The sequence below is a fragment of the Bacillus tianshenii genome (genome assembly GCA_020524525.2).
Lineage (GTDB): Bacteria > Bacillota > Bacilli > Bacillales > Bacillaceae_N > Bacillus_AV.
The window spans coordinates 707937-732890 of the sequence record CP129018.1 but is presented as its reverse complement, the minus strand read 5'-3'; the positions used below and the strand labels follow the sequence as shown (position 1 = coordinate 732890).

General features: G+C 43.9%; 30 protein-coding genes. 9 read left to right on the top strand and 21 right to left on the bottom strand.

The window, feature by feature from the left end; genetic code table 11:
- Positions 1-39 precede the first annotated feature (39 nt).
- Together LC040_03680 and LC040_03675 are read right to left on the bottom strand one after the other, a co-directional pair.
- The gene (locus LC040_03680) at positions 40-1137 is read right to left on the bottom strand and encodes an ABC transporter ATP-binding protein (GenBank protein ID WLR52025.1); all 1098 of its coding nucleotides are present in this window, start codon (positions 1135-1137) and stop codon (positions 40-42) included.
- Between the two features lie 399 nt (positions 1138-1536).
- Positions 1537-2004 (bottom strand): DUF4362 domain-containing protein, encoded by a 468-nt coding sequence (locus LC040_03675; protein ID WLR52024.1) that lies wholly within the window; start codon positions 2002-2004, stop codon positions 1537-1539.
- Positions 2005-2200: 196 nt separating this feature from the next.
- Here LC040_03675 and LC040_03670 point away from each other — a divergent pair, with 196 nt between their 5' ends.
- Positions 2201-2599, top strand: coding sequence for a DUF1259 domain-containing protein (locus LC040_03670; GenBank protein WLR52023.1), 399 nt, complete (start codon positions 2201-2203; stop codon positions 2597-2599).
- A 74-nt stretch (positions 2600-2673) separates the two neighbouring features.
- On the opposite strand, the gene LC040_03665 is transcribed toward LC040_03670, so the two are convergent.
- Positions 2674-3393: a YebC/PmpR family DNA-binding transcriptional regulator gene (locus LC040_03665; protein WLR52022.1), complete on the bottom strand. Its 720-nt coding sequence runs from the start codon at positions 3391-3393 to the stop codon at positions 2674-2676.
- A gap of 246 nt (positions 3394-3639) precedes the next feature.
- Between LC040_03665 and LC040_03660 the strand changes: the two genes are divergently transcribed.
- Complete coding sequence (locus LC040_03660) at positions 3640-4314, top strand: stalk domain-containing protein (protein WLR52021.1); 675 nt, start codon at positions 3640-3642, stop codon at positions 4312-4314.
- A gap of 44 nt (positions 4315-4358) precedes the next feature.
- On the opposite strand, the gene LC040_03655 is transcribed toward LC040_03660, so the two are convergent.
- The 13 genes from LC040_03655 to LC040_03595 form a co-directional block, all read right to left on the bottom strand.
- Positions 4359-5495, bottom strand: a complete 1137-nt coding sequence (locus tag LC040_03655; protein WLR52020.1) for an MBL fold metallo-hydrolase — start codon at positions 5493-5495, stop codon at positions 4359-4361.
- 16 nt (positions 5496-5511) lie between these two features.
- Complete coding sequence (locus LC040_03650; protein WLR52019.1) at positions 5512-5901, bottom strand: DsrE/DsrF/DrsH-like family protein; 390 nt, start codon at positions 5899-5901, stop codon at positions 5512-5514.
- Positions 5902-5916: 15 nt separating this feature from the next.
- Complete coding sequence (locus LC040_03645) at positions 5917-6489, bottom strand: sulfurtransferase TusA family protein (protein WLR52018.1); 573 nt, start codon at positions 6487-6489, stop codon at positions 5917-5919.
- Positions 6490-6822: 333 nt separating this feature from the next.
- Positions 6823-7377 (bottom strand): carbonic anhydrase, encoded by a 555-nt coding sequence (locus tag LC040_03640; GenBank protein ID WLR52017.1) that lies wholly within the window; start codon positions 7375-7377, stop codon positions 6823-6825.
- Positions 7378-7392: 15 nt separating this feature from the next.
- Entirely contained in the window at positions 7393-9027 is a 1635-nt protein-coding gene (locus LC040_03635) for a solute carrier family 26 protein (GenBank protein WLR52016.1), read from the bottom strand.
- Positions 9020-9214: a hypothetical protein gene (locus LC040_03630; GenBank protein WLR52015.1), complete on the bottom strand. Its 195-nt coding sequence runs from the start codon at positions 9212-9214 to the stop codon at positions 9020-9022. Before LC040_03630 ends, LC040_03635 begins: the two co-directional genes overlap by 8 nt.
- Before the next feature lie 287 nt (positions 9215-9501).
- Positions 9502-10026 carry a hypothetical protein gene (locus tag LC040_03625; protein WLR52014.1) on the bottom strand — a complete coding sequence of 175 codons (525 nt, stop codon included), beginning with the start codon at positions 10024-10026 and terminating at the stop codon, positions 9502-9504.
- Positions 10026-10202 carry a hypothetical protein gene (locus LC040_03620; GenBank protein ID WLR52013.1) on the bottom strand — a complete coding sequence of 59 codons (177 nt, stop codon included), beginning with the start codon at positions 10200-10202 and terminating at the stop codon, positions 10026-10028. Before LC040_03620 ends, LC040_03625 begins: the two co-directional genes overlap by 1 nt.
- A 259-nt stretch (positions 10203-10461) precedes the next feature.
- On the bottom strand, positions 10462-10755 hold the full coding sequence (locus tag LC040_03615; protein WLR52012.1) for a 4Fe-4S dicluster domain-containing protein: 294 nt from the start codon (positions 10753-10755) through the stop codon (positions 10462-10464).
- Entirely contained in the window at positions 10755-12050 is a 1296-nt protein-coding gene (locus tag LC040_03610) for an FAD-dependent oxidoreductase (protein ID WLR52011.1), read from the bottom strand. Before LC040_03610 ends, LC040_03615 begins: the two co-directional genes overlap by 1 nt.
- Positions 12043-13068 carry an electron transfer flavoprotein subunit alpha/FixB family protein gene (locus LC040_03605; protein WLR52010.1) on the bottom strand — a complete coding sequence of 342 codons (1026 nt, stop codon included), beginning with the start codon at positions 13066-13068 and terminating at the stop codon, positions 12043-12045. Before LC040_03605 ends, LC040_03610 begins: the two co-directional genes overlap by 8 nt.
- Positions 13065-13886, bottom strand: coding sequence for an electron transfer flavoprotein subunit beta/FixA family protein (locus LC040_03600; GenBank protein ID WLR52009.1), 822 nt, complete (start codon positions 13884-13886; stop codon positions 13065-13067). The genes LC040_03605 and LC040_03600 overlap by 4 nt, the downstream gene beginning before the upstream one ends.
- Positions 13887-14111: 225 nt before the next feature.
- The gene (locus LC040_03595; protein WLR52008.1) at positions 14112-14315 is read right to left on the bottom strand and encodes a hypothetical protein; all 204 of its coding nucleotides are present in this window, start codon (positions 14313-14315) and stop codon (positions 14112-14114) included.
- Positions 14316-14733: 418 nt separating this feature from the next.
- Here LC040_03595 and LC040_03590 point away from each other — a divergent pair, with 418 nt between their 5' ends.
- The gene (locus LC040_03590; protein ID WLR52007.1) at positions 14734-15036 is read left to right on the top strand and encodes a hypothetical protein; all 303 of its coding nucleotides are present in this window, start codon (positions 14734-14736) and stop codon (positions 15034-15036) included.
- A 657-nt stretch (positions 15037-15693) separates the two neighbouring features.
- Here LC040_03590 and LC040_03585 read toward each other — a convergent pair.
- Positions 15694-16233: a PilZ domain-containing protein gene (locus tag LC040_03585; protein ID WLR52006.1), complete on the bottom strand. Its 540-nt coding sequence runs from the start codon at positions 16231-16233 to the stop codon at positions 15694-15696.
- 324 nt (positions 16234-16557) lie between these two features.
- Here LC040_03585 and LC040_03580 point away from each other — a divergent pair, with 324 nt between their 5' ends.
- From LC040_03580 to LC040_03570, 3 genes are all read left to right on the top strand, one after another.
- On the top strand, positions 16558-16932 hold the full coding sequence (locus LC040_03580; protein WLR52005.1) for a metalloregulator ArsR/SmtB family transcription factor: 375 nt from the start codon (positions 16558-16560) through the stop codon (positions 16930-16932).
- Positions 16922-19024: a heavy metal translocating P-type ATPase gene (locus tag LC040_03575; protein WLR52004.1), complete on the top strand. Its 2103-nt coding sequence runs from the start codon at positions 16922-16924 to the stop codon at positions 19022-19024. Before LC040_03580 ends, LC040_03575 begins: the two co-directional genes overlap by 11 nt.
- Positions 19025-19455: 431 nt before the next feature.
- Positions 19456-19692, top strand: a complete 237-nt coding sequence (locus LC040_03570; GenBank protein ID WLR52003.1) for a hypothetical protein — start codon at positions 19456-19458, stop codon at positions 19690-19692.
- A gap of 144 nt (positions 19693-19836) precedes the next feature.
- Here the strand turns inward: LC040_03570 and LC040_03565 are convergent, their stop codons facing one another.
- Positions 19837-20298 (bottom strand): hypothetical protein, encoded by a 462-nt coding sequence (locus LC040_03565; GenBank protein WLR52002.1) that lies wholly within the window; start codon positions 20296-20298, stop codon positions 19837-19839.
- Positions 20299-20496: 198 nt separating this feature from the next.
- Here LC040_03565 and LC040_03560 point away from each other — a divergent pair, with 198 nt between their 5' ends.
- The 3 genes from LC040_03560 to LC040_03550 all read left to right on the top strand — a co-directional run bounded on the left by LC040_03560 (position 20497) and on the right by LC040_03550 (position 21852).
- A complete protein-coding gene (locus LC040_03560; GenBank protein WLR52001.1) occupies positions 20497-20826 on the top strand; it encodes a YolD-like family protein in 330 nt (109 codons plus the stop codon).
- A gap of 57 nt (positions 20827-20883) precedes the next feature.
- Entirely contained in the window at positions 20884-21003 is a 120-nt protein-coding gene (locus tag LC040_03555) for a DUF6254 family protein (GenBank protein ID WLR52000.1), read from the top strand.
- 363 nt (positions 21004-21366) lie between these two features.
- The gene (locus LC040_03550; GenBank protein WLR51999.1) at positions 21367-21852 is read left to right on the top strand and encodes a sigma-70 family RNA polymerase sigma factor; all 486 of its coding nucleotides are present in this window, start codon (positions 21367-21369) and stop codon (positions 21850-21852) included.
- Positions 21853-22031: 179 nt separating this feature from the next.
- On the opposite strand, the gene LC040_03545 is transcribed toward LC040_03550, so the two are convergent.
- From LC040_03545 to LC040_03535, 3 genes are all read right to left on the bottom strand, one after another.
- Positions 22032-23105, bottom strand: a complete 1074-nt coding sequence (locus LC040_03545) for a mechanosensitive ion channel family protein (GenBank protein WLR51998.1) — start codon at positions 23103-23105, stop codon at positions 22032-22034.
- A 61-nt stretch (positions 23106-23166) separates the two neighbouring features.
- On the bottom strand, positions 23167-23808 hold the full coding sequence (locus tag LC040_03540; protein WLR51997.1) for an SDR family oxidoreductase: 642 nt from the start codon (positions 23806-23808) through the stop codon (positions 23167-23169).
- On the bottom strand, positions 23808-24830 hold the full coding sequence (locus tag LC040_03535; GenBank protein ID WLR51996.1) for an LLM class flavin-dependent oxidoreductase: 1023 nt from the start codon (positions 24828-24830) through the stop codon (positions 23808-23810). Before LC040_03535 ends, LC040_03540 begins: the two co-directional genes overlap by 1 nt.
- Positions 24831-24954 lie beyond the last annotated feature (124 nt).

Genomic DNA, 24954 nt, shown 5'->3' with positions numbered 1-24954 from the left:
TCCCCCTTTATTATGTAAGCACTTACAACAATGCAAGCACTAGACTGATACGGCTTCTCTTTCATACGGAATGGCAGTGGACTTCTGTCCGTCCCATCCAAGTGTAATCTCTACACCAGGTGTTAGCTTGTCTGTATAGGACGCAGGAACCTTCACTGTCAGCACTTGACCAAAAGCGGTTTCCGTCTTAACTTTCAAAGCATCCCCGATGTAAATCTTCTCCTGCACTTTTACGCGCAGCGTGTTCTCAGCGTGTTCATTACCATTCATCACCTTGACATTTTCAGGGCGTAATGTAATGTACACCTCGTCATCGAGCACCGTTTTCTTCGTATGAATCGTTACTGAATCATCATCAAGCAGCTTAACAATCGTGCTGTCACCTTCATGACCGACAACCTTGCCTGACAGCAAATTGATTTCCCCGATGAATTCAGCTACAAAGCGGTTATTAGGCTGTTCATACAACTCATCCGGCGGGGCAATTTGCTCAATTTTGCCGTGATTCATGACACAAATTCTGTCCGACATCGTTAATGCTTCTTCCTGGTCATGTGTCACACTAATGGTCGTGATGCCAACCTTTTCTTGGATATGCTTAATCTCAAGCTGCATCACTTCACGAAGCTTCTTATCCAGTGCACCGAGCGGCTCATCTAAGAGAAGGAGCGGCGGGTTAAAAACAATCGCCCGCGCAAGTGCGACGCGCTGCTGCTGACCACCACTAAGCTGGTGCGGATAGCGGTGTACAAAGTCTGTCAAGTGGACCATGTCGAGAATATTTGTGACAAGCTTGGCGATCTCATCCTTCGCATATTTTCGCAGTTTCAAAGGATAGGCGACATTTTCTTTGACCGTCATATGTGGAAAGAGGGCATAATTTTGAAACAACATCCCAATATTCCGCTCATACGGCTTCTTCTTCGTAATATCTTGGTCGTTAAGCAGCACCGTTCCGCCCGATAATCCTTCAAAGCCCGCAATCAGCTTCAGTAAAGACGTTTTCCCAGAGCCGGACGGACCGAGAATCGTCACAAACTCGCCTTTCTTAATATCAAGATTCACATCATCCACGGCTTTGAATTTCTTATAGTACTTTGTTGCGCCTTGCAACGATAAATGCGTGTGTGTTGACATATTGTAACTATCACTCCTTTTCGAAAAAGTATTTTCCCCAATAAAAAAAGCCAGCAATATCAAAGGTGATATCACTGGCAAATATCTATTGGTCCCTCTGCTGCCCGCAGAGTAGAATAGACTTTTCAGTAAATAAATATTCCATCCATTTCATTTTTCAATCGAACGCTCCACCCGCTGGCCATGAAAGAGAAAGTCTTTCTAGAAGCAGGTACCGCACATTTCTATAATAAAATTATAAACATTTGATGCAGAACATGTCAATTTATTTTTTAAATTTTCGGAAAATTAATTATAAAAAACCAAAGACAAGAAATCTTTGGTTGGTTAATAAGTTAACACTTGAAGGGGGCTGGTCAGTCAAATTCGCAAGGGTCTGTTCCCACTCTCCCTCATTCGTCATCCCTTACTTTCTATACGAAAATAAAAGGTGTCCCCGACTTTTGACGAGCAGCCAGCTAATGCATATTCTGTCCCATTTGTAGTCGCGTTTTCAGTTATGTCCTTGCAGGTTGTGCTTTTCTGTCCTTTATCCGAACCGGCATAGCCATCTTGAGAATTATCAAACGTGTATTCAATCTGTTTCCCATCAAAATCCAGCAGATAAAAAATCGGATCCCCTTCCGTTGTATAGCTTATCACCCGTATGTGATCACTTTTATCAGCTTTCACATTCGCAATAAACGTTTCAAAGCGATTTAAGTTGCTAATCTCACCATGCATATTGATGACATCATTTTGATGAACCGCTTCTGAAGGTGAAGATGGCTTTTCTTGCGGACCATCGACAGACTGACTCGTTTCATCAGCTTGTTGACAAGCAGCCAGCATCACACACATCACAATCCCCACTGCTACCTTCCTCATCTCACCTTTCCCTCCTTCTATTCCCAATCTATCCTCTTAGACGATACGCTAATGGTTTTGTTACATCTCTAACCGAAAAAAAGCCTGATTCCTCAGCAACGAGAAACCAAACTTACTCGCTTATCAAGTGGCTTTCGGTCATGAAACCCTCTTGCAATACATATTTTTATAAAAAGTAAAATAAGGCGGTGTTCCTTTGCCAAATTTCCAGACCCTTTGTCAACAATACGGGCAGCTGTTAAATGGGCAGCCAACGATGAAGCACGGCGTTTGTTCAGTTGAATTTCAACGTAAACTTGAGGTGACCATCCAAGGCCGTCCAAGTCGCGGCGAGCTTCATGCGGAGGTGATGTTTGAATCACTGGACCATGAAGGAAATGCGCTCAATCTTGGAGAAATCGTCCTGCTTGAAAAAGAAATCCCGCTTTTCACTTCCATTCTAGTAAAAAACGGGATTATCATCAGTGCTCTGCATAACCACTGGCTGTTTGCGAAGCCTGACATTCTCTATCTTCACTTTCAATCTGTCGAACCGCCATTATCGTTTGCACAAAAGATTTCTGAAGCATTTCGGGTGTTGAAGATTAATCGATGAAGCTTTCTGAAAAAACAAGAACTGTCCCAAAAGGTCATAATGAATAACCTTTTGGGACAGCCCTACACACTCTCTTATTCACCTAAATCCACGTTATGATACACTTGCTGGACGTCTTCGAGGTCTTCTAAGGCGTCGATCATTTTTTCGAATTGAGCTTGGTCGTCCTCTGACAAGGAAACGTCGCTTTGTGCAAGCATGGACAGCTCAGCAACGGTAAATTCTGTGATGCCGGCGCTTTTGAATGCTTCTTGGACAGCGTGGAATTCTTCTGGTTCAGCGTAGATGATGACGGTATCGTCTTCTTCGATAACGTCGCGTGCGTCTACATCTGCTTCCATTAAGATTTCGAGCACTTCGTCTGCTGTTTTTCCTTCTACTCCAATAACGGCTGTCGCTTCAAACATATAGGAAACAGAACCGCTGACGCCCATGTTGCCGCCGTTTTTGCCAAAAGCAGCGCGTACTTCTGATGCGGTGCGGTTAACGTTGTTTGTAAGGGTATCGACGATGACCATTGAGCCGTTCGGTCCGAAGCCTTCATAACGAAGCTCGTCGTAGTTTTCTTCAGAGCCGCCCTTTGCTTTTTCAATGGCACGGTCGATAATCGCTTTTGGCACATTGTACGTTTTTGCGCGTTCAAGTACGAACTTTAACGCTTGGTTTGAAACAGGATCAGGCTCACCCTGCCTAGCAGCCACGTAAATTTCACGACCGAACTTCGCATACACCCGGCTCGTATTCTTATCTTTCAATGCTTTCTTCTCTTTAATATTACTCCACTTACGACCCATGATTGTTCCACTCTCTTTCCTCTTTGAATCTATTTCAGCTGTCTCTAACATTTTACAAGTTAGAAGAGACTGTATTTATTCACCAGCTTTCATTATACATCAATTGGATGAGGTTTGGCGGAGACTTTTTATTCAAGACAATGTTCCTACTTCCCTCTTTAGAATGAGTAAATCCCACTATTAACCAACCATGTCGAATCTTGTATGATTAAAGTAGAAAAAAATAACATAAATGGAGGTCATTACTTGAAGAAACGAATCATTGCACTTGCAGGCTTTGTCGGATTCTTGTTTGCATTTTCACTCGGTGTTGGGGCAGCGCCAGCGCTTGAGAAGGTTTCCTCGTACTTAAATTGGTCACTTAACTTCAAAGTGGACGGGCAGAACTGGACACCAACTGACCAAAACGGCGATAAATTATCGGCCATTACATACAACAACCGCACATACTTGCCAGTACGCGCAGTTGGCGAAGCCGTCGGCACAGCAGTTGATTATGATGCGGCTACAAAAACGGTCATCTTAGGAAAAACAAATACAAGCGCCTCAATCACAGCAGCCGGCATTGACACAGGTGCTTACGCGATGACAACGCAAGATAAACGATACACAGTCCAAAACGGCACAGACTACGGTTCAGGAGTTGTGCTTGAAGGCATTAACTCGGCTGAAAAAGACTTCACACTACAGCCAAACGGAAAATACCAAAGCCTATCACTGACAGTCTTCGGACTTGGCGAAGAACGTGTGAGAGTAAAAATTTACGATGAGAACGACACCGTTTTAAAGGATTTCACAGTATCTGCTGGTTCGTCTGAAGCGGTAAGTGTCAATATCGGAAGTGCGAAAAACATTCGCATCGGGGCTGAAAGCTCACCAGGTGCTGATGATTCGATTTTCGTAACAGGCTCATACCAATAACGAAGAAACCGGCAGCCCAACGGACGGGTGCCGGTTTTCTTATGCTATTCTCTAATTGCACAACGGTTTGGACCAATTTCCATTTCACGCTGTTGTTCTTGATCGGGCTTTTGTTTCCCCATATTTGTTTCACGAATATCTTGATAGCTGTTCGGCTGCGGCGGTAAATTATCAGTCACAGCACTTCGAAATTCAACTTCGTCCGTTATATTCAAGCCGTGGTTTTCACGGTAAAGGGTGCCTAATTTTTCAGAAACACTGCCATCTTCATTCATTTCCTTCTTGCTCATGTAATGGGCAGGCAGTACCAATAAGTCATCGGCTAATGTTTTATAACGCTCATATAGTGTATTACGCAAGTCACCAACCCAGTCCTCGGCTTTACCAGCTAAGTCAGGTCGGCCAATTGAATCAATAAACAGGATATCGCCTGTTAATAAATATTGATCATCTACAACGAAAGACGTACTTCCAATCGTATGACCCGGCGAGTAAAATGCTTTAATTACCACGTCACCAACTTTGAACTCATCGCCATCTTGAAGCGGATTATAGTCGTATGTCACTTCTTCTGCATCCTTTGGCGGTAAATAATACGCTGCACCAAGCTTATCGGCAAGCTTCTTTCCGCCTGAGATATGGTCTGCATGCAGGTGGGTATCGAAAACGTGAGTAAGAGTAAGCCCTTTTTCCTCAATCATCTGCTCGTAAGGCTCGATCATCCGGTTCGTATCAATCATCGCGGCCTTCCCGTTTGAAGTAACTAAATACGATAAACACCCTTTTCCAATTCGGACAAATTGAAAAATACTTCCACCTGTTACGGCGCCAATTTCAATCGGCTCTAGATATTCACTGTAGGCCTTCATTCCGCCTGCAATTGAATACACGTTATCATAGCCATGCTCAGCGATTTGCTCCGCCACATGCTGGGAAGAACCACCTTTTGCACAAACTGTATAGATTGGCTTATCCTTTGGCAGGTGATTAATAATCGGGTCTACCCCATCTAATAAATCAAAATACGGCTTATTGATTACCTCAACATTTTGCCCTTCGATCTTCCAATCGTCAAAATCATCCGTATTACGAACGTCTAAAATAAACGTTTCCTCACCAGCGAAAATTTTCTTTACTAATTCTTTTACAGAGATTTCTTTCACTTGTGCTGTCGCTGTCATATTCCTCACCCTTTCATTAAAATGTTAAGGTTACATCTGCAGTATGTGCGAAGTTCAGAAATGTTGCGGCTCCCCCAGCTTCTACCCCATCAACAAAATGTTCCTTTTCTAAGCTCATAACGTCCATTGTCATTTGACAGGCAATCATGTTCACATTCATCTCCGCTGCCATGCTTACAAGCTCTTCAACAGGCGGGACGTTCGCTTTCTTGAAGCCTTCTTGAAAATGCTCCGCTCCCTCTGGCATCGGCAATTGCTTGTGTCCTTCTTTATGAATTAAGTTCAAGCCTTCAAAGGTGAAAAAGATTCCAACCTCTGCATCCGTTGCCGCCGCGGCTGTTGCGATATTAAAGACTTTGTATGCATCAAACATTGACCCGTTTGCTGCGATAATTGCTACTTTCATCGTCGCTTCCCCTCCTTAGTGATGTTTTTCAGTCGGTCCTGTCCAGTCTTTCATTCCTGGCACGACATTTTTAACACGTTTGAAGCCTGCTTCTGTCATTACTTTGGCCGCTACATCACTTCTGCTTCCTGAGCGGCAAATGACATGAACATCGCCTTGTTGATTAATTTCTTCAAAGCGCTGCTCAAGCTCACCAAGCGGAATATTGACCGCTCCAGGAATATGGCCAAATGCATACTCAGCCGGCTCCCGCACGTCAATTATGGTAACCGCTTCATCGCCTTCGATTTTCTTCATTAAATCATCAAGCGAAACGACATCCTCATGCTTCGTTTCCGCTTTTTCTTCCTCAGCATGAGCTTTTCGTAAATAGTGCTTAAGCAGTTCGCCTTCTTCACGCGAACCTAAATACTCATGACCTGTGCGCTCTGCCCAAGCCTTAATATCTGCCTTCGAACCTTTATCAGTCGCTTGGATCTCCATCACCATTCCAGGTTCCAAGCTGTCAATTTCCTTCTTTGTCTTCACAATCGGCATCGGACATGCAAGCCCTTTTGCATCAACAACCTTGTTCACAGTAACCTGCAACAAAAACAACTCCTTTCCTTATTATTATTGTTAAACACCCGCCACCCATACAAAAAAACAGCTGGAAAAGCGGAGAAAGGCGTTTAGGCTGTCCGATTGCTGGAGCCTTTACACATAGAGGCGCTCTTTGCTTTCGGCGTATTTAAGGAACGTCGGTTAAGAACGAAACATCCTGTTTCAACACCGACGCTAGCACGTCCTGTGCGTCGGAAGGACTCGCGCAGCCTGCCTTTCGCAGCTAGACATCAAAGGAACACCGCCTAAGAACGTCACGTCCTGTGCGTCGAAAACATAAAAAAAGCAAGCACATAAGCCATGTGCTTGCTTCTCCTCTTAGTCGTCGAGCTTTTCTAATTTTCCGCTATTTAAGTGGAATAAATAGCCTTCGACATCGACATTTTCTCCGTATTTCTTGTAAACGGGATGTTGTTTCATTTTTTCAACTTGTCGGCGAATATTTGCTTTGACAAGTTCGTTTAGCTCGTCTTCCGCGGAGCATCCTTGGTTTTCAAATCCGCTTCGAATCTCGCTTACCCATTCCTTCAAATAAGGCTCTTCATTACCTGCTTGTGCTGCGGCAACGCCACCGCAGCCTGTATGCCCTTTAACAATTACTTTCTTCACTTTCAAATGCACAAGGGCAAAGTACAAGCTTGCAGAAAGACTGTCATCCTCTTCGTTCACTTGGTTTGCAATGTTGCGGTGTACAAACATTGTGCCAAGAGGCGTATCTGCAATCACAGACGGACTAACGCGAGAATCACTGCAAGCGATAACGAAATACTCAGGTGACTGACCTGCTTGCAGCTCCTTGAAAAAAGCTGGGTCTTGCTTCAATACTTTTTGCGAAAAAGCTTCATTACCTTCAATAAGACGGTCTGGTGCCATCCTTCAATCCCCTTTCTACGGCTGTAATGCCTGGTGAAGTGTTAGATGCTTTGTGTTCTCCCCGAATTTCTTATCCCAACCCGCTTTTGCTAACAAATCCATCACAGGACCTTTTACTTGGGCAATGTGAATCTCAACACCTGCGTCCTTGTATTCTTCAATCAACTTCTCTAGTTCATCGATCGCAACCGCATCGATCGCATTTACTCCTGAAAAATCTAATATTACTCGCTTCACGTCTTCATCAATCGCTTTGCGAAGCCGCTCCTCGAGAAATGCAAGATTTGCAAAGTAAAGCGACGCATCAATCCGAAAGATAAGCGTATTGTCAAACTGCTTTGCGGTCGGATAGCGGTCCAGATTTTTGAACACATTTTCTTCCTCAATGTAACCCAATTCAGCTGTATGCGGATAAGCACTGCGCCAAATGAACAACAACAATGAAACCCCTGCACCAATTAGAATACCCGATTCGATACTCGTAAGCAATGTTGCAAAGAACGTAATCACCAACACCCAGCCGTCTGTTTGCTTGATTTGGAACAAATGCTTCGCTTCCTTCACATCAACTAACCCAAACACTGCGACCATAATAATCGCCGCAAGCACAGCATTCGGCAGATAGTAGAATAAATCCGTGAAAAACAACAGCGTCAATAAAATTAATACCGCGGTAATAATCGATGCTAATCCAGACTTCGCACCTGCCTGATAGTTAACCGCTGTTCTTGAGAACCCGCCTGTAACAGGAGATGCAGAAAAGAATGAACCAACGATATTAGCTGCACCTAAGCTTGTCAGCTCTTGATTCGAATTTACTTTATATTTTTCCTTTGAAGCAATCGTTTTCGCAACCGCAATCGACTCCATGAAACCGACAAATGAAATCGTAAGCGCAATCGGCAGCAACGCCATCACCGAATCCATATTAAAACCAGGAAGACTGAAGGCTGGTAATCCATCTGGCACTTCACGAATAATCTTCACGCCCCGCTCCTCAAGGTTTAAGAAATACACGAACAGTGTGCTCCCAACCACCACTAACAATGGTGCTGGAAACCGTGGAAGGATTTTTTTGAAAAGCATTAGCACTGCAATACTTCCTACTCCAATCCCGAGTGTAACAGGGTTAATCTCACCAATTTTCCGAAACGCATCCGCAACAATAAGGAAGACATTCTTGCCCCCTTCTAAATCCGTTCCCAACAGATGCTTCAGCTGACTCAATCCGATTATTAATGCCGCCGCTGACGTAAAACCGCTGATAACCGCATGTGATAAGAAATTCACAATAAAGCCCAATCGGAACAATCCCATGCCAAGCTGAATCACCCCGACCATAAGAGATAGAAGCAGCGCGTACGAAATAAATTCAGCAGAACCTGGCTCCGCTAATGTTGATACCCCAGAAAAAACAAGCAAAGAAACCATCGCAACCGGCCCGACAGCAAGCTGCCTGGACGAACCAAGCAATGCATAAATAATTAACGGAATCGTCGATGCGTACAACCCAATCACAGGCGGAAGCCCTGCCAGCATCGAATACGCCATCCCTTGAGGAATCAGCATAATTGCGACAATCAGGCCCGCTGTAAAATCATTCTTCAAATAACCCATGTGATAATTTGCAAGCCAATGGTTCTTAAGCATCCGCATTCACTCCTTTCTCATCCGGCTTTTGATAAAATTCGAACGTCGTTCCAAGCAAAGGATGCACTTCCTTCTTGAAATGACCATTCGGACACGCTTTAACTGTTATTTTTTTATTCACTTCTCGTCTATCTTCTAAAGGCATATGACAAATGGGACACGTCTCTGTTGATCGAAATTTTCTCATGATGTTCTCCTCCCAAAAGTATGCTCTAGCTTATATTCTGACGTTTTACTTCTTTTATACTTCACTCAACAAAGAAACCGCTTTCATTCAATTATTTTTAAAAAAGCCCCTTCAAATGGCTCACCACCTTTTTGATTTCCTCATACCAATTACCCCTATAGGTATATTATAAACCGCACAAAAAGGAAGTCAACTGGACATGTTTGGTAGTAAAAATCGCTCTTAAGAGGGGCACCATCCACCTTAAATTATTTTCCCAAAATAAAAAATCACCCCTAAAAGGTGACTTAACTCAATTTTAAAAAAGCAAGGACTTTACCATTTTTATTGTGTTGTAAAATTTTAAACTCATTACGTAAATAAAAATCGTTCAGGAATGGATGACCATCATACTCAACTGTTACAATTCTTAAAGCAGATAGTTCATTAATTAACAGACAATTTTCTAAGGCAAGTTTTAACACTTGCTCTCCTGATATAATCCCCCTGTATTTATCAGCCCTGCCTAATTGAGCAATTAACACTGAATTAAAAACTTCCGCCTTCTTATTGCTCGTTAATATTTTTCTTAGGCTCCCCGAAACATTACTCTCTAGGTTAAAAGGCTTAATTACCAAGGTGAAGTAACCAATTATATTATCATCATCTTCATCTATGACTAAACTTGTACGCGTAAAACTACGCTTTTCATTGTTTATTGATTTTGTATGCAAAAAGCTTTCTACGTCTTTATTTTTCTCACATTTAAACGATTGTAAATAGTCAATTAAGTCTTCTTCATTTCCGGCATCTACAAGGCTTAATAAACTCACTACTTCCATCTTTTAGATTTTAGAATTCCTTTCGCTTTGGAAATTCTTTCTTCTTTACTTAATTTTATATCGTTAAATGTATTGGTTGGTATAATCTTTGTTGGCTTTGAACGTATGATTTGTTTTGCCATGTCATGGTCAAGGCTGAATTTTTTATTAATTGATTCAGTTGCCATATCCTTGTCCTCCTTATCACACACACAATCACCACCAATTGAAATAGTGGGGATAGTATATGCTTTCGTTAACCTAATTATACCAATTGCTTCAATAAAATCAATAGATGTACACCTGTCTAAAGGGAACTTAAGCTCAAAGCTTAAAACACCCTCGACTATCTATAATCGAGGGTGCTGAACATTACTATATAGTCAAATAAGAGCTTTTTTGTTTCCAAAAATGATTATTCACAAATGCTACCTATTTTCACCCCCACTACCCCAACCGAAACACAATCCCATGCCCGCCTTTCGGGTACTCCCACTTAATGTTGTCGAACGGGCAGCCAATGCGGCAGCTGCCGCATTCGTGGCAGCCTTCGTAGCCGACGAACATGCGGATGTCTTCCCATTTGTAGACTTCGCCGGGGCAGAAGCTGGTACACCATTTTTCTGGGCATTGGGTGGCGCAGATGTCGTGGTCGAGAATGGTTAAGTGTGATTCCTTGTCGGCTTTGTAGCGGACGAGGTATTGCTTTTCTTCGATTGTGCGTGCGAGTTTGTCTGCCATTATTTCATCACCTTCCAGGCGCGGTACATGTCTTTGATTGTACCGAGTTTTCCGCGTTCTGCGGTTAGCATTTCAAGCATGTTCGCTTGCTTTTGGCGTTTCGGTACGCCGTCGACTGTGAAGAAGGAACTGACAGCGCGGTTCATAAGCGGGATGTACTGCTGGAAGTATTGTGGGTTTGTTTCAAATGTATGTGCCGCATCTTTGTATTTTTCTAGATCCTTTCCGATAAAGCTGTTTAGAATTTTGTCACGGTATTTATAGAGCGTTGCTTTCGTAAAATCATCTCGTTCATGTGCAAGCTGGATCGTTTCAGCCGCAAGCTTTCCAGATGTCATCGCCATGTTCGAGCCTTCGCGGTGGATACCGTTGACGAACTGCGCCGCATCCCCGGCAACGAGCACACCGTCTGCAAACATTTGCGGCATTGCGTGATAGCCGCCTTCTGGAATCAAATGGGCCAAATATTCCACTGATTCGCCGTCACGGATAAGCGGCTGGACCATCGGATGCTGCTTCACATATTCCAATAAATCATGCGGCTTCATTTTCAGCTTCATTAAGCCTGAAAGCGTTGTGCCGACTCCGATATTAATGCTTTCCTTATTCGTATAAATAAACGAAGTTCCAAGGTTCCCTTTCGTTGCATCGCCAAACATTTCAATCGCGACACCTTCCCCGTCATTCACGTTAAAACGGTCATTAATCACGTTCTTTGGCAGGTTAATGACCTCCATTACTGTAAGCGCGACTTGGTCAGGACGCATTTTTCCCCGCAGTCCGAGCTGTTTTGCGAGTAAGGAGTTGACCCCGTCAGCAAGCACGACAACATTCGCATACACCTCACCGTCAGGACGGTCAGTACGGACGCCGACGACCTTCCCGTCTTCAACGATGCATTCCTTCACGACCGTTTCATTAATAAGAAGTGCACCTGCTTCAACTGCTTTTCCTGCAAACCATTGGTCAAACTTCGCCCTTAAGATTGAAAAGTTATTGTACGGCTCTTGCGCCCATTCGTTGTTTTTCACACTTGTCGTGACAACTGAATCTTCATCTAACAGCCAGAGACGCTGCTCAATAATCGGCCGCTCAAGCGGCGCTTCCTCCCAAAAGCGCGGAATAATTTCTTCCATTTGTTGACGATATAAGATACCGCCCATCACGTTCTTCGCGCCTGGATATTCGCCACGTTCAATTAACAGCACCTTCAGCCCTGCCTTTGCGCAGCAATAAGCACATGACGTTCCGGCTGGACCTGCGCCAACGACGATCACATCAAACTTCTCAGACATGTGCACTCACCTCATTTCGCGTCAGCGCTTGTTTGAAAGCGTCTGTTAAGAGCGGCACGATTTCAAGCGCATCACCGACAATGCCGTAATGACAAACGTTAAAAATCGCCGCATCCGCATCCTTGTTAATCGCAATAATCATATCGGAGTTTTTCATCCCGACAACGTGCTGAACAGCCCCGGAAATACCAATCGCAAAGTAAAGCTTCGGTGTCACCGTTTCACCTGTTTGGCCGATCTGGAGATGGTGTTCAAGCCAGCCTGCTTCGACGACATCGCGAGTACCGCCGACACTTGCGCCAAGGACGTCCGCAAGCTCATTCAGAAGTGCAAAGCCTTTTTCATCCTGCATGCCTTTTCCGCCGGCAACGATAATATGAGCGTCTGCGAGTGAGGCCGCTTCCCCTGCTTCTCTCACAATCTCCAACACTTTCGTCCGCACGTCTTCTTCCTTCATCGCAAGCGTTTCTTCAATAAGCTTTCCGCTCCGGCCCTTTTCCCGCGGCAATGCTTTCATAACCTTTGGGCGGACGGTTGCCATTTGCGGTCGGTGTTTCTTACAAAGAATCGTTGCCATAATATTGCCGCCAAATGCAGGCCGGCTTGCTTCGAGCAAACGCTTTTCTTCATCGATATCAAGCATCGTCGTATCTGCGGTTAAGCCTGTGCCGACATCTGTTGCAATCGCACTTGCGATATCTTTTCCATTTGGTGTGGCCCCGAATAGGAAAACTTCAGGCTGATACGCTCTGCACAAATTGCCGATGCCGTTCATGTAAGGCTCAGTCCGATAATTTTTCAGCACGGGACTGTCAATGAGATAGACTTCATCTGCCCCAAATTCGAAGCATTCCTGCACCAGCGGCTTCACCCCGTCACCAAGCAGCACACCAGCAAGCGGTGCATTCAGCTTATCCGCAAGCGCCCTGCCTGCCCCAAGCAATTCCAATGACACATTCGCAATCACACCATCATCCTGCTCAATAAATACCCATACCCCTGTTGATTCGCTCATCATTCTCCCCCCGCCCTTTGAAAGAGTTCGGCCTTTTCCGTTAATAAGAGCTCCACAAGCCTGTTCACCTGTTCATCTGCTTTTCCTTCAAGCATCTCTCCGCCATCTGACGTCTGCGGCGGAAACATTTTTCCAACAATGGTTGGCGAGCCTTTCAACCCGAGCTGCTTCAGGTCAACCTCTTCTAAGTCATCCACCGTCCACACAACAGGCTCGTAACGTGCGGCACGAAGCATGTTTGGCATCGGCGAATACGACACATCATTGATCTCCTTTTCAACCGTAATTAAGCACGGCAATGTCACTTGAAGCCGCTCATAGCCATTATCGAGCTTTCGCTTCACCTCAATGTTGTCATCACCCACTCCGTCCACTGCAAACACATTCGTAACCGGCGGAATGCTCATCCTTCTTGCAATCCCTGGGCCAACTTGTCCAGTATCGCCGTCGATCGCATGCTTACCGCAGAATACGAGATCAATCGGTTTTTCTTGTGCAATCCGATTTAATGCTTTATAAAGCGCGTAGCTTGTCGCAAGCGTATCTGCCCCTGCAAAACGGCGGTCAGAAATCAAATACCCTTCATCTGCTCCAATCTCGATGCATTTCTTAATCACAGCAGTCGCTTGCGGCGGCCCCATCGACAGCACCGTCACAACCCCGCCGACTCTTTCCTTTAAGCGTACTGCTTCTTCTACAGCATGTGCATCATATGGATTTAAGATCGCCGGCACACCACGGCGGTCCAGTGTATTCGTCTTCGGATTCACCTTAATGATTTTCGTATCAGGAACTTGTTTCACACACACAACAATATGCATCGTATCCCCCGCTCCCATCCTTAAATTGACGGCATATGTACTTCTCATATATATGGGGGATTTGTACATTTATTCACGACTTTCATTTTTCTAGCGGGATCATGAATAAAATTCCATCTTCTAAAACAAACTACGACTATCATCTTAAGAAACAAAAAAACAGCCCCCTCTGCAAGCAGCAGAGAGAGCTGTAGTCGTTCGAAATCTATTTTATATCGTCGTCAATTAATAGCCATATTCCCAATCAACAGTATCGAGTTTGAAACCAAGAGGCTTTACTTTTCCAAGATCCAATGTTTTGTCTTCCAATTGACACTTACACTTTTCACTTCCACTTTGTTTACAAATCTCTTCGTAAGTTGATTTTTCGATACCTTCTAAAAACATAATCTCTTCGTTTTCACGGTAGAGTACGGCTGTACCAGTCATGATTGGTAGGCCACCTTTCTTCATTTTTAAAGTGAGTTTTTGTTGATTACGGACTCATTGTAAGACGGCAGACCGCTTGTGGCTATAGGCTTTATGAACAGTTCACAATTTCGACATAATTGTTTGAATGAATTGTTACCGTTGTCCGAATCTTTGCTCTATAAAACGTTTTCAACGACTTTTTATGTTTAAAAATCCGAGTCACAGGTTAAATCAACATACAACACATTTCTTTTATACCAAGTCAATGAACCCCATTATTTGTAATAATTATTAAATAGTACAAGTTCAAAATTAGGCGCATATAAAGGTTTGAGACTTACGCAATAGTGGTATATAAGTAATAAATAACATACTAATAATACAAACGTTATAAATGATACCACCGAACATAAAAACACTGAAAGGAGTGTTCAAGATGGGCTTGAAAACAGTACCGATGTTGAACCTGAAAACAGGAACAAAATGCCGCATCATGAACCCAAAAAAACAAGACGTGGGAGAAATTGTATTGTACTTACGACGCAATCAATATGGCCATTATCTATTCAAGAAGTCCTTTGAAGACAAACGCCATATTATTTGCTACAGTGATACAGACTTTGAAATTCTCCCGTCTGAACAAGAGTTGCGGGATTTGATTGACCTTAGCTTAGACTTAGGAAGCTCTTCCCTGTTTGAAGCGTACACAGAACAGCTATGCAGTGGTCAACACAACTAGAAGGTTGTACGCCGTTGTTCCGACGGCCTCTCCCCCTTCCCCACAACTACAAAACCCACAGACGAACGGTGTCCCGTGTACCCAGCACATGCGGACACTTTTTTTACGCAAATAAAGGCAGCCATTCAAAGACGGCTGCCTTTTTGTATCCCTTTTAACTTACGATTTGCGTTGCCACACGAAAATTATTCATTAGTCACGATTTAGATAGAAATCGTTGATATAATCGATGATTTTTTTGTCATCCTTCTTTTGTGCTTGCTTTTGTTGTTTTTTAGTAGCTGTTGTTTGAGCCATCTTTAACTCATCCCTTCCTGTTGTTTGTTTAGTTAATTTTGAATTAGCTATATTTTCTGATAATTCTAAACCCGAATGTTCGATGCGTCAACCCCTTTTCAAAAACTTTTTTTAGTTTATTTTACGAATTTTATGAAAGCGTTTTCATTTATTTAAGATAAAAACACGAACATTTCGTTAATTTTCTGACAATTCACACGATAATTCGTGAACATTACTTCCCTCTAGGGTGGACAACTGTACATTTATTAAAGACAATCCGAATAAGAAGGCCCAGTTTGAGGTTCTATAATCTGGGAGTTTGTTGGACAAAGCCCAAAAATAAAAAAGCTCTCCCATTATTAGGAAAGCCTTTTCAAATTAATGCTGGACGGTATCTTTCACTTTCAAGATATAGTTAATAAGCTGCTGATTAAGGATGAACATGCGCAGGCGTTGCGAGGCTTCATTCGTAATCGACAGGATTTCACAGCCGTAGCGCCACACATTGTTCTCCATCCGCTTATGGTGGACCATGACTTTGACAATCAAATCTTCTTCAAGCAATGGATCGTCATCAATGTTGATATGCAGATAATACGGTGAATTTGTTTTTAAGTCGCGCGTTGCCAGAAAGCCAAACCCTTTAATATTAAAGTCAATTACCTGTACTTCAATTGACGGCTTGAACTCATATACCTTTTCACTCATATAATCATTAATCATTGCGGTAAAATTCGTGTCCACACGCGGAAGGCGGCGGCGTTCATGCATAAATTCTCCGATTTGAAGCGGTGCGTAAATTGCCATATGTTTGTCGTATACTTTTAAAATACGGGACTCAAATTTTTTCGTTTCATATAAGCATGAAATGATTTCACCAACCTGATAGCGCTTCGGCTGGTAGATCACAACATCCATCAACTCCCCCTCAAGCGAGTTCACTTCTCCTATTGTAAACTTTTCCCCCGTAAAAATCTTAATGTAGCCCAATCGATTCCCCTCCAGTCCGTTCGATTATGTCATTCAAACTAGTAAATTGAAGATTATCTATGAAAAATGAACGGATATTATGGAAATTATATCTTTTAATACCTTTTATTATATCTTTTTCCCTAGTATTATTCTATGGTTAATTTTTCGTTTCGGCCAAATTTGTGAAATTTGGACACACTACGATTGACAAAATTTCAACTTCTCTCATACACTATATTCAAACGATCATTTGAATGAAGGTGTCCACAAATGAAAAATGAATTCGACTCATGCGAAGTATATGGAACAGATGAAGCAAAGGTTCAGCGTGCTTCTGAAAAGATAAAGGAACAAAACGTGCCGCTGATGGCAAAGATGTTCAAAGCCTTGTCTGATGAAACCCGAATGAAAATAGCGCTTGCCTTATTTGAAGAAGAAAGCTTATGTGTGTGCGACGTTGCCAGCATTATTGACGGCTCTAATGCGACGGCATCCCATCACCTTCGCCTTCTTCGAAAACTTGGCTTAGCAAAAAGTGAAAAGATCGGAAAAATGGTCTACTACTCACTTGATGATGAGCATGTTGTGCAGCTCATTCAATTAGCACAAGCACATACAAAGGAGGGAAAAGCTGATGAGTGCTAACGAACAGAAGCAGGTTTACCGCGTACAAGGCTTTTCCTGAGCAGGCTGTGCCGCTCAGTTTGAGCGGAATGTGAATGAACTGCCCGAAGTCTCAGAAGCGAAAGTGAATTTTGCGGCGGGGAAATTATCCGTCGAAGGCTCGGCCACCATCGAAGCACTTGAAAAAGCAGGTGCATTTGAAGGCTTGAAGCTTCAGCCTGATGGATTCCGAACCGAAGTGAAAAAAGAATCGCTCTGGAAGCGAAAAGAAAATATCCCGATGCTCCTCTCAGCTGTTTTTCTCGTAATCGGCTTGGCGCTTGATTTTACCGTTGGGGAGCATCATGTCATGACAATCCTCGCTTATGCGGCGTCTATTCTGACAGGCGGTGTGAAGCTCTTTCAAACCGGCTTACAAAACTTAGTGAAGCTAAGGTTTGATATGAAGACGTTAATGACAGTCGCAATTATCGGCGCTGCGCTCATTGGTGAATGGCGCGAAGGTGCGGCCGTTGTCATTTTATTTGCGATTAGTGAAATTCTCGAACGATGGTCAAGTGATAAAGCGCGCGATTCAATTGCTTCACTCGTCGACATGACACCAAAGGAAGCAATCGTCCGCCGCGACGGCTCAGAAATCACGGTTCATGTAGAACACGTACAGATTGGCGAAACGATTATCGTCAAAGCCGGTGAAAAAATTCCGCTCGACGGTGTCGTCACAAAAGGCCATTCAAATGTGAATGAAGCACCGATTACAGGTGAATCGATGCCAGTTGATAAAGCAATTGATGACCGTGTTTTTGCAGGAACACTGAATGAAGCCGGCTTGCTTGAAGTGCGTGTCACCTCTCATGCGGAGGATACGACCCTTGCGAAAATCATTCATATGGTCGAGGATGCTCAAGAAGACCGTGCGCCATCTCAAGCATTTGTCGATAAGTTCGCAGCCTACTACACACCAGTGATTATCGGAATTGCGATTCTTACCGCGATTGTGCCGCCGTTATTTGGTGCAGCGTGGAATGAGTGGATTTACACCGGGCTTGCCGTGCTTGTCGTCGGCTGTCCATGCGCCCTCGTCATTTCAACACCTGTCTCAATTGTAACGGCAATCGGAAATGCAGCGCGCAACGGCGTCTTGATAAAAGGCGGTGTTCACCTTGAGGAGATGGCAAAGCTTCAAACCATTGCGTTCGACAAAACCGGCACCCTAACAGAAGGCAAGCCGCAAGTAACAGATGTACACGCCTTTTCTGGAAATGAACAAGAGGTGTTAGAAAAAGCAGCTGCCATTGAACGCGGCTCCGATCATCCGCTTGCCCGAGCAATTGTAAACGCCGCTCATGCGACAGCATTGGAGGCTGACAATTTTACCTCTCATACAGGAAAAGGGGTTGAAGCAACAATTGACGGTGAGCCTTACTACCTCGGCAATACGGCATTAATTGAAAGCATTAATCTTGAGCTTCTAACAGACGAGTTGCAAGCTACACTGCACATGTTACAAAATGAAGGAAAAACGGTGATGATTCTTGCGACTACAAGCGAACTGCACGGCCTCATAGCTGTTCGGGATGAAATCCGCGATACAAGCCGAAATGTCGTCGCAGCGCTTGGGAAGCTCGGCATTTCAAATACAGTGATGCTGACAGGCGATAATGAGCGCACAGCACAAGCGATTGCGGCTGACGCAGGCATGACAAACGTCAAAGCAAAGCTGCTGCCTGATGAAAAGCTCACCGCCATCAAAGAACTGCAAAAGCAAGGAAAAACAGCGATGGTCGGTGACGGTATTAACGATGCCCCTGCCCTTGCCGCTGCTGATGTCGGCATTGCAATGGGCGGTGCCGGCAGTGATACGGCGCTTGAAACAGCAGATATTGCATTTATGGCGGATGACTTAAGCAAGCTTCCGTTCGCCGTCAAGCTCGGCCGCCGCACACTTACCATCATCAAGCAAAATATTACCTTTGCAATCGGCATCAAAATAATCGCCCTGCTGCTCGTTATCCCGCAGCTGCTCACACTTTGGATTGCAATCTTCGCCGACATGGGCGCGACATTAATTGTCACACTTAATGGCCTGCGCTTATTACGGCAAAAAGACTAAAGACAAAACGAACAATGAAATATTATTTATCAAATGGCTAAGCTGTAGCGTAGTCAACATACGTAGACTCCTGCGGGAACAGCACGAGTCCGAAGACCCCGCAGGAAAGCGCGGTCTTTGCTTTCTGAGGAGGCTGAGGCCGTGCCCGCGGAAAGCGAAGTATGTTGACGGAGCGGCCACGGCATTTGTTTCCACATAAAGAAACCTGAACTTTGTTCAGGTTTCTTTATACAAAATTATCCTAGCCTTTTCTTTTTTTAAGCTTTAAAATAGACCGCTTTTCTTTTAACACAATTGTTAAAAGTTCGTGGTTGGGTGCACAGTCTTTTTCGGAAAATGATGGTATACTGATAACAAATTTACGATATTTATTGTAGTAAGGTGTAGCTTTGATGAGAATTCCGAAGATTAGAGAGAGGTGAAGGGTTGTTATGGGTGAAGCAAACTATACACTGATTGAAACACGTCTCATTCAAGACACTGAGCTGTCGTGGAAGGCGAAAGGCATTCTTGTCTACCTGCTTGGGAAAGTCCATAGTGATGATATCGTCACATTAGATGATCTCTTAGCGCAGGCCTCTGATACGAAGGAATCGCTCTTTGAAGGGATACAAGAGTTACAGGAAAAAGGCTATCTGCAACAATCAATATTAGAACAACTTGCATAAGAGAAGCGCCCTGCTTCTCTTTTTTGCGCAAAAAAATTCCCGCCTGCTAACAGACGGGGTACTATAAAAACTTTAAGGGAATGAAGAAGTTAATTATAAGATTCCCCCTTTTCAACTATTTAAACTACTTTTTTAAAAATTTTTTCACGCTCGCTGCTCGTTTTCATCCTTTTCCAGTGAATCAAATAAGACGCGCGCCGAGCGATTAAGAAGACCGCGGTATTTTTCCATTTGAAACAGCTCGCGGTTCTCTTGAAATTCAATGCGGACCGGATGCCAGTTTGCGTCGTTGCACCAGCGGTTTATATTTTTAATTAATTGATAAACCTCCCGCTCGCTCAATTCTGTTTCCTGCCTCACTTTTTTCCGTGGATATGTGCCAACATATGGCTTCTTTTTCGACCGTGAAAATGTTCCTTTATACGTGTGCTTAGATTTCGGATTAATAATGTACTCAAGCATTTGCTGAGGTACACTCTCCATTTTCTCATGCCATTCCGGCTCGCTTAATTGCTTTTGATAACGTCCGACTAGCATCTCTGCCTGCTCGTAATCGCCCCGTTCGCATAACCGATGAATTTTCTTCAAAATCGCATCTACATTCATCTGTACGCCTCCTCTTCTTCATACTTCCATTTTAATGTAAAATATTCCATTTTAAATCAACCAAACGTAGTGTTTTATTGCTGTCAGCATATTTGGTTCTTTTTGTTTACGAACATATATTCGAAAAAGGGTTTTATTTTTGCAAGAGAAAGGATATAATAAAAATAAGAACAAATGTTCCTGAAAGGAGGATTCAAATTGATTAAAGACCGTGGAACAATTAAGTGGACAGCCATGATGCTTCCAGAACACGTCGAGATGATTAAGGAAATTTGGCGTGAGGACGAAAAGAAGCCAAAGCCGATTCTCGACGAACAAGAGTTACAAGAATTGAATGAAACGATTGAACAAGCACTACAGGAGGAAAGCACCATTCATTTAACGTATTTCGAAGCCGGCGACTATAAGCTTATAACCGGGAAGATCTGCCGCGTCAACGTGCACCAGAAAACCCTGCTTGTCGAAGATGCTTTTGACAACAGAACCTCATTTTCTTTCACCAATATTATTCACGCAACACTCGCATAACTCTCCCCTCCTTTCTGCAACCTAAGCATATTCCACGCAGAAAGGAGGCTGCTTACTATGACACAATCCAAACGCCAAAAAGAACGCCAATTCCGCACCCGCAAAAACGCCCAAAACCCCCACGGCAAAGTAAAATCATTCAAACAACTCGAACAAGAAGCTAGGGAAACCGAATAGCGGAGAAAGGCGGTTAGGCTGTCCGATTGCTGGAACCTTCACACAGAGAAAGCTGGTCTTTGCTTTCGACGTGCGAAGGTGAAGCAACTCGCGCAGCCTGCCTTTCGCAGCTGGACATCTCGAATAGCAGAGGCAACTTGCTACCCACCCCACTGCGTGAAACACCTTGTTTCGCGCAGGTTTATATAATCTGCTCTTTCCCCATCCGAAACATGTCCGAAACAAATTTTTCTCCCTTAATCCAACTTCACCTTTCCAAGGCTGAAACAGCGCCATTGCTCGGGTGAAATGATATTTAAAACTTTCTATGATGATTGTACCGCGGAATTTTTCAAGTGATGCGCATCATGGAGAGGACGAAAGATGGAAACGTTTGAGGTTATTTTGGAACAATATGAGCCAATGTTAAAGAGTTTGCTGACGCGCTTACACATCTACAAGGATTTTTCAGATTATTATCAAGAGGCACGCATTGGGTTATGGCTCGCATATGAGCGGTACAATTCAAATTTAGGGACTTTTTCAAGCTTTGCTTATACGACTGTAAAGGGCGAACTGATGAAAAGCATGGAAAAAGACAGAAAGTACTGTGAGCGTTTCCCTACGGTGCCAGACAATCACATAGCAAACCCGACATTTGACATCTACAAAGAGCTGGATGCGCAAATCGTTCATGATCTGTGCCATTCATGTTCAGAACGACAGAAAATTTGGGTGCAGAAACATCTTTTTGAAGGCAAAACGATAACCGAAATTGCTGAGGAAGAACAAACGACACGAGGAGCAGTCAAAAGCTGGCGCCGGAGTGCGTTGAAAAAAATAAGAATTGAATTGGAAACAAAGCAGTAAGGGTCACCTCCCCCTCATCTGCCCATTTAATCTAAACGCGGGCACAAAAAAAGACCACTCATGGGGCATGAGTGGTTCCACGGGGGATAGATGATCTGAAAAGGGGGATAGTATGCACTTCCCCCTATAACAAGATATTAAACATATTTTAAAATATTTTGTCAAAATGTTTTTTTGGATCAGTCGTTCATGAACATCGTATCGTTCCCTTCCTGCTTCTCTACATACAGCGTACGGCTTGGAAAGGCGACTTGAACACCTTCTTGCTCAAGGATTTCCATAATGCGAAAATTAATGTCCTGCTTTACATTCAAAAATTCTTCCCATGCTGTCGTATTCGTAAAGAAATAAAGGAAGATATCAAGACTGCTGTCATTGTATGTATCAAACTTCACAAAAATTGTTTCTGGATGCACGCCGTCATGCGCTTTCAGCATCGCTTCGATCTCTGAGACTACGCGCTGCATTTGATCCTTTGACGTATGATAAGTCACGCCAAGGTTGAACGTAATCTGCCGCTTCCCCATCATGCTCCAATTCATAATCGGCTCATTGGCAAGAGTCGCGTTCGGCACGGTCACAACCGCCTGAGCGAAGGTGCGAATCTTCGTGCTGCGAAATGTAATATCCTCCACTGTCCCTTCTACACTCGGAGTCTTAATCCAATCATTAATCGAAAATGGTTTTTCAGTAATGATTACAATCCCGCCGAATAAGTTGCTTAATGCATCTTTTGCAGCAAGCGCAAACGCAAGTCCGCCGAGTCCGAGCCCTGCAACAAAGCCGTTTACGTCATAATTAAACTCTTGGGCAATAATGCTGATTGTAATCGCAATAATGATAAACCGAAGTGTTTTAGACAAAAATGGGACGAGGATCTGATCAATCTTAATCTTAAACCGCTCATTCAGCTCCCAGAAAAATAGCGACGAAGCGGATGAAAGATTGTACAGCCCCCATGCGATTAAGATGACATACCCGGAGCGGATAAACTTCATAATCGTTTCTTCATATGGATTGAGCGCTGGAACGTATTGCATGGAAATGTAGATTCCTAAGATGACAAACAAGCTTCGTAATGGGCTTTCAAAAGCTGTAAAAACGTGAGTGAGAATATCCGAATTGACCTTCTTGGCCATTCTCAATATGAGTTTAAAAATATATTTCGTGAAAATCTTCCGCAGCAATAAGAAGCCGAGAAAAATTAACACAGGTACAAGCCACTGTTCAAACTGTTCTAAATATGGGTCCATTTTCTGTTCCTCCACTATTTACAAAAACCACAGGGTTCACCCCTGTGGCTTCCTGTTCCATTTATAATTTGCTTAGGGCGTCTTCGATCTTGACACTTCCTGAAAGCAAATCATAGGAAACACCGTAGACGTTTTCTTGGCCAACTGTTTTTGCGAGAGCTTTCGCGACATCTTCACGCGGGATTGAATTGTGATCAGGTGTTTCAATCTGTTTCTCTATCTGTACTTGACCTGTGCCAGCGTCATTTGTAAGCGGTCCTGGGCGGACAATTGTATATGCGATGTCTGTTGCTTTTAAGTATTCGTCTGCACGGCGTTTTGCATACAAATATGGCTGAAGTTTTTCTGGTCCAGCTAACGGGTCTTCTGCGCGCATCGCACTCAGCATGACAAAGTGCTTTACGCCATATTGCTTCGCATACTCGACCGCTCGGATTGCGCCTTCCTGGTCGACAGTGATCGTCTTGTCCAGTCCAGTGTTTGGGCCTGAGCCTGCGGCAAAGATAACAGCATCCACGCCTTGATAAGCATGTGAGAAATCTTTTTCAAGGTCTGCGATAACGGTTTTGATGCCGTGTTCTTCAAAGTAAGGGATTTGGTCTGTGTTACGAATCATTGCTAGCGGCTCGTGACCTTCCTCCTGTAGATAAACGACTGCATCTCTTGCGACTTTTCCGTTTGCTCCAATGACTAATACCTTCATCAATCTTCCTCCTTTTGATGTGGATCGGTTAGTTCGAAAGCTTCTGCAATCAATTGGTACGACTTCACACGTGCTTCGAATGGTGTCGTAATCGTGTTCACCATAACTTCCTCTGCTCCATATTCTTCACTCATTTGAATAAGCTGCTGTTTCACTTGTTCGGGGTCTCCAACGACCATCCGCTTACGATTTTCCCGGATGCGTGCCTGATCAAACATCGTATATGGATAATCAGCCGCTTCCTCCGGCGTTGGAAAACCACTGCGTGCTTCGCCTTTTTCAAGCTTTAAGAGAGCGAGGTCCAGTGACGCTGCCAACCGCTCAGCCTCTGCTTCTGTTTCTGCACAAATTGCGAAAACAGCAACCGTTGCCTGCGGCTTTTCACTCAGCTCCGATGGCCGGAAATATTCTCGGTAGCGCTGCGCGGCAAGGTGTCCGCCTTCACCGTTAATAAAATGAGCGAACATAAACGGCGCACCCATTTCTGAAGCAAGCATCGCACTAGAACCACTCGAGCCAAGCAGCCAAAGCTCTGGCATCGTTTCGCCAAGCGGTGTCGCATACACCCGCATGTGATACGGGTCTTCCCCTTTTAAATAAGCGATTACTTCCTGAAGCTGGTCAGGGTAGCGCGTCACATCCCGGTGCATCCCATCATGAAGAGCACGGTTCACATTCGGCATGCCGCCAGGTGCTCGGCCAACCCCAAGATCAATTCGATTTGGATAGAGGCTTTCCAGTACTCGAAACACCTCCGCTACCTTATAAGCACTATAGTGCGGAAGCAAGACGCCGCCTGTGCCAACACGAATGTGAGACGTATTCGCAGCAAGATGGGCAACAAGCACTTCTGGCGCAGAGCCTGCTAAGCTCTTCGTACTGTGATGCTCGGACACCCAGAAGCGGTGATAGCCTAATTTTTCAACTTCTTTTACAAGTTCTGTTGTTGATTGCAGTGCCTGCTGTGGGGTCATGCCACTTAGAACAGGCGACTGATCAAGTACACTTAATTTTAACTTCATTATTATCCACACCTATCTTAATGTCTACAAACATTATCGGAAATAACCATTCTCCCTGCAAGTGAACTGCTCATTCGTTTTTGAAACAAAGCAGAAATAAACCCCCGAGAATGAGTGCCCGGGG